Raw genomic sequence first — 4,355 nt, 5'->3', positions numbered from 1 at the left:
GGGCGGGTTGGGCTGGCCGAACCGCGCCGGGCCGCCGGCCTGCGCCGGCTGGTCGAACCCGGCCGGCTGGTCGGCCGTGTAACCGGCGGGGAAGGCCGACGGACCGACCCGGGTCGGCGGCGGGACCGCCGCCATCTGCTGCGTCCAGCCGAGCACCTGGTCGATCGGCGTGGACGCGTTCACGTCGGCGTTGCCGTCGACCAGGCGGAGCAGCAGGTCACGCGCGGCCGGGCGGGAACGCGGATCCTTGGTCAGCGCGGTCTCGACGATCCGGCGCAGCGGCTCGGCGAGCCCGGCGAGGTCCGGCGGCTCGCCGACGATGCGCGCGCCCAGGTCGGCGTCGGCCTGTGGCCCGAACCGCCCCGGCTCGACGAACGGGTGCCGGCCGGTGCCGGCATAGGCGACCAGCAGGCCCCAGGTGAAGACGTCCGCGGGCGGGCCGACCGGGTGGTCGAGGATCTGCTCCGGCGCCATCCAGCCGGACGTCCCGAAGATCAGACCGCGGTCCAGGTCGTGCCGTACCACGCCCGCGGGCTTGGCGATACCAAAGTCGATCACCCGTGGCCCGGACAGCGACATGATGACGTTGGCCGGCTTGAGGTCGCGGTGGACGATCCCCGCGCGGTGGATGGCCGTGAGCGCGGTGGCCACGCCGATCGCGGTCCCGATCAGGGTCGACGGGGGCAGCGGGCCGTCCTCCATGACCACGCGGTCCAGCCGCGGTCCCTCGATGTACTCGGTGACCAGGTAGGGCCGGCTCGCGTCCGGGTCGGCGTCGAGCACCGAGGCGGTGCAGAACGGCGAGACCCGCCGCGCCGCCACCACCTCGTGCCGGAAGCGCTCCCGGAAATCCGGCTCGGCCGCGAGATCCGAACGGATCACCTTGACCGCGACCGGGCGGCCGAGGGTGTCCCGTCCCAGATAGACGGTGCCCATACCGCCGCTACCCAGACGAAAGTCCAGCACGTATCTGCCGACGGACGCCGGATCGCCCACGTCCAACGGCTCCAGTGACTGTGCCGTCGTCCCACCTCCGGCGCGGCCTGGCAGCATCACGTCTGCCGCCGCCGCGCTGATACACGCCTGCTCATAGCCTCATCGTCACTCATCCGGGGCCGGATGGGCAGGTCGACCGCGCGCCAACAACCACCCCGGCGGGGTGTCGAACAGCGGACTGTCGTCCGGCTGACCAGCACGTGGTGGGGCAGCCGGACGACAGCCCGTCGCACAGCATCCAGACAGATACCGAACGCTACTACCATCGCGGTCAGGACGCCGTGCACCACGGCCAGGACGCCGTGGCACGGTCAGGACGTCGGCCGTGTCAGGTCGTAGACGGTCTGCCCGCCCACGGTCCGCGCGGTGAAGCTGCCTTCCACCCAGGACGTGATCTCCCCGAATCCCCGGCCGGGACCGCCGAAGCCACCGGGCCCGGCGAATCCGCCCGCTCCGCCCGCTCCGCCCGGCCCGCCGGAGCCGCCGGAGCCGCCGGGCCCGCCGTCGCCGGAGCCACCCGCGGCGGATGCGGCGCCCGCGGACGCGCCCGGCGCGGCTGACCGGCCAGCCCCGCCGCCCGCGAGGTAGTAGTGGATGTCACCAGCCGCGACATACTGTTTGAACTGGTCCAGGGTGGGCGCCGGGTCGCCGCCGTTGAATCCGCCCATCGCCATGATGGCCGTACCACTGGCCAGCTCGAGCACACCTGCGGTCTGGGATCCGGACGTCGCGGCAGCCCAGCGATGGCCGGCCTGGCCATCCCTGAGCAGCTGGACGATTTCGGAGCCGGCGGCCGCACCGCCGTCGAAACCACCGCCGTCGAAACCACCGCCGGGGCCACCACCAGAACCGCTGGAAGCACCATCACGCGGCCGGCCGTCCGTCGCGCCATCCATCGCGTCGTTTGCCGCGCCGCCGGCCGGCCCGAAGAACTGGCGGGCCATCCCGCCGGGAAAGCCGCCGCCGGCCAGCGCCGGGCCGGCGCTGGGGATCGACCCGGAATGGGGGGTCGACGCGGTCTCGACGGCATAGGCGGCCGACGGCGCTCCCAGCGCGAGGGCGACCGCCGCCGCACCCACCACGGTGCCGCTCAGGGTGCCGCTCAGGGTGCCGCTCAGGGTGCCGGTGAGCGGCCGGCGGCCGACCAGCAGGGCGAGGGCGCCGACGGCGGCGGCCGCGACGACGACGAACCGCAGGGCCGGATACCAGTCGGGGGTGCGGTTCAACAGCACGAACGACCAGCCGCCGGTGGCCCCGACCGCCGCCGCCATCAATATCCGGGAAATCCAGGAATTCCTGGCCCGCCACAAGGCCGTCCCGCCGAAAGCGATCAGTCCGCCGATCCCCGGCGCGACCGCGATCGTGTAGTAGGGATGGATGATGCCGCTCATATAGCTGAACACGCCGACGGTGACGAGCGTCCAGCCGCCCCACAACAGCAGGCCGGCGCGGACGCGATCCGTGCGCGCGGCCCGACGGGTCACCCACAGACCGCCCACCAGCGCTGTCAACGCCGCTGGCAACAGCCAGGAGATCTGGGTGGCCATCTCGCCGCTGAACAGCCGGTTCCAGCCGGTGGCACCGCCGAACATCCCGCCGCCGGGGCCACCACCGCCGAAGAACACGTCACCGCCCGGGCCACCTGCCCCGCCAGGAGACGTCATCCGGTTCAGGTACGCGGCGGCTCCGGCTGGCAGATCCCCCTGGGGCAGGCCGGCGAACACGCCCCGGCCGGCGCCCCCGCCGGGATTCCCGTCACCACCGAAAATACGGCCAAGGCCGTTGTAGCCGAAGGTGAGCTCGAGAATGCTGTTGTTGGTCGACCCGCCGATATAGGGCCGGGAGTTCTTCGGCCACAGCTCGACCGCCGCCACGTACCAGCCGGCGGAGACGACGATCGCGGCCGCGCCGGTCAGCAGGCCGAGCAGCCGCCGGCCGACGGATGTGGGCGCGGCCACCAGATACACCAGCGCGAACGCCGGGACGGGCAGGAACGCCTGCATCATCTTCGTCAGAAAGGCGAACCCGACCGCCACCCCGGCCAGCGCCATCCAGCGGAAACCGCCGTCCTCGGTCGCGCGCACCACGCAATAGGCCGCGACGACGAGCAGCAGCACCAGCAGCGCGTCCGGATTGTTGAATCTGAACATCAGCACAGCGACGGGCGTCAGGGCGAGAACGGCGGCGGCGAGCAGCCCGGCCCGCGGCCCGGCCCAGCGACGAACCGCCAGGTACAGGACGCCGACAGCGGCCACGCCCTCGAGCGCGTTCGGGACAAGCATGCTCCAGCTGCTGAAACCGAAGAGCCGCCCGGACAGCCCCATCACCCACAGCGACGCCGGCGGCTTGTCGACAGTGATGAAATTCGACGCGTCGAACGACCCGAAGAACCATGCCTTCCAGCTCTGTGTGCCGGCCTGGACCGCCGCCGCGTAGAAGCTGTTGGCGTACCGGGAGGCACCCAGCTCCCACAGATAACCGACAGCGGCCGCGGCCAGCAGGACGAGCAGCGCCGGGCGTGCCCACCACGGGTCGGCCGCGTGCCCCCGCAGTGGCCGGGGCAGCCGTACCGGCGACCGGCCCGCTGCCCGTTGCGGCGCCCGCCGCGGCGGGGTCACCGGCTCGGCGGGCTCGAGGCTGGTGTCGACCGTGCTCCAGTCGAGGCGGCCGACGCCCGCGCTCATCGTGTGATCAGACTGGCGGAAGCGTTCAGGCTGGTGGAGGTGTTGCTCGTGGAGGTGTTACTGCCGGATCCGCTGGATCCACCGGATCCGCCCGGCCCGCCGGGCCCGCCGAATCCGCCCGGCGCGCCCGGCCCGTCCGGCCCGGTCTGCCCGCCAGGCCCGCCGCCGGGCAGACCGGAATCGCGGCGAAGCTGCGCGACGCACTCCCGGAAGGCCTCACGGGTCTTGGAGTCCGTCAGGTCCGGGCGTATGGGGGTGCCGTCGTCGACCGTGACGCCCTTGCTCCGCAGGCATTCCTGGAGAGCTTCCCCGTCGATCGCCAGCCTGGGACGGCCTTGCCCACGCTCGCCGCCATCCGGGAACCCGCCGTAGCGTTGATATCCCTCACCGTATCTGCCAGGAGGGAAAGGGAAATAGCCGCCTCCGTGGAACCGGCCGTAGCCCGTGCCGTCGCCGGGGAAGCCGCCCGCGGCGAGGGAACGGTCCGCGTTCTGGCCACCGTCCATCCCCGTACCGGCAGCCAGCACGGCGGCGCCGGTGCCCAGGACCACGACGAGCACCGCGGCGGCCGCGATCAGCCCGTTGCGCCGCCGGCGGGAACCGCCGGCTCCACCCGGTGACCGGCCCTCCGCTCCGGCGGCGGCATCGGCGACGACAGTGGGGTAATCGGGGACC

General features: G+C 73.0%; 2 protein-coding genes and 1 pseudogene. All 3 read right to left on the bottom strand.

Features of this window, described 5'->3' with window-relative positions; genetic code table 11:
- On the bottom strand, positions 1-996 hold a 996-nt coding region (locus AC5LUJ_RS05295), incomplete at its 3' end, for a serine/threonine-protein kinase (RefSeq protein ID WP_493464558.1).
- Positions 997-1,307: 311 nt separating this feature from the next.
- The gene (locus AC5LUJ_RS05290; RefSeq protein WP_493464557.1) at positions 1,308-3,680 is read right to left on the bottom strand and encodes an ArnT family glycosyltransferase; all 2,373 of its coding nucleotides are present in this window, start codon (positions 3,678-3,680) and stop codon (positions 1,308-1,310) included.
- A pseudogene (locus AC5LUJ_RS05285) lies at positions 3,677-4,355 on the bottom strand (hypothetical protein); the annotation flags it as partial. The pseudogene AC5LUJ_RS05285 and the gene AC5LUJ_RS05290, both read right to left, overlap by 4 nt.

The organism is Protofrankia sp. CiP1_Cm_nod3, from assembly GCF_982290655.1.
This window is presented reverse-complemented; position numbering and strand designations above follow the sequence as displayed.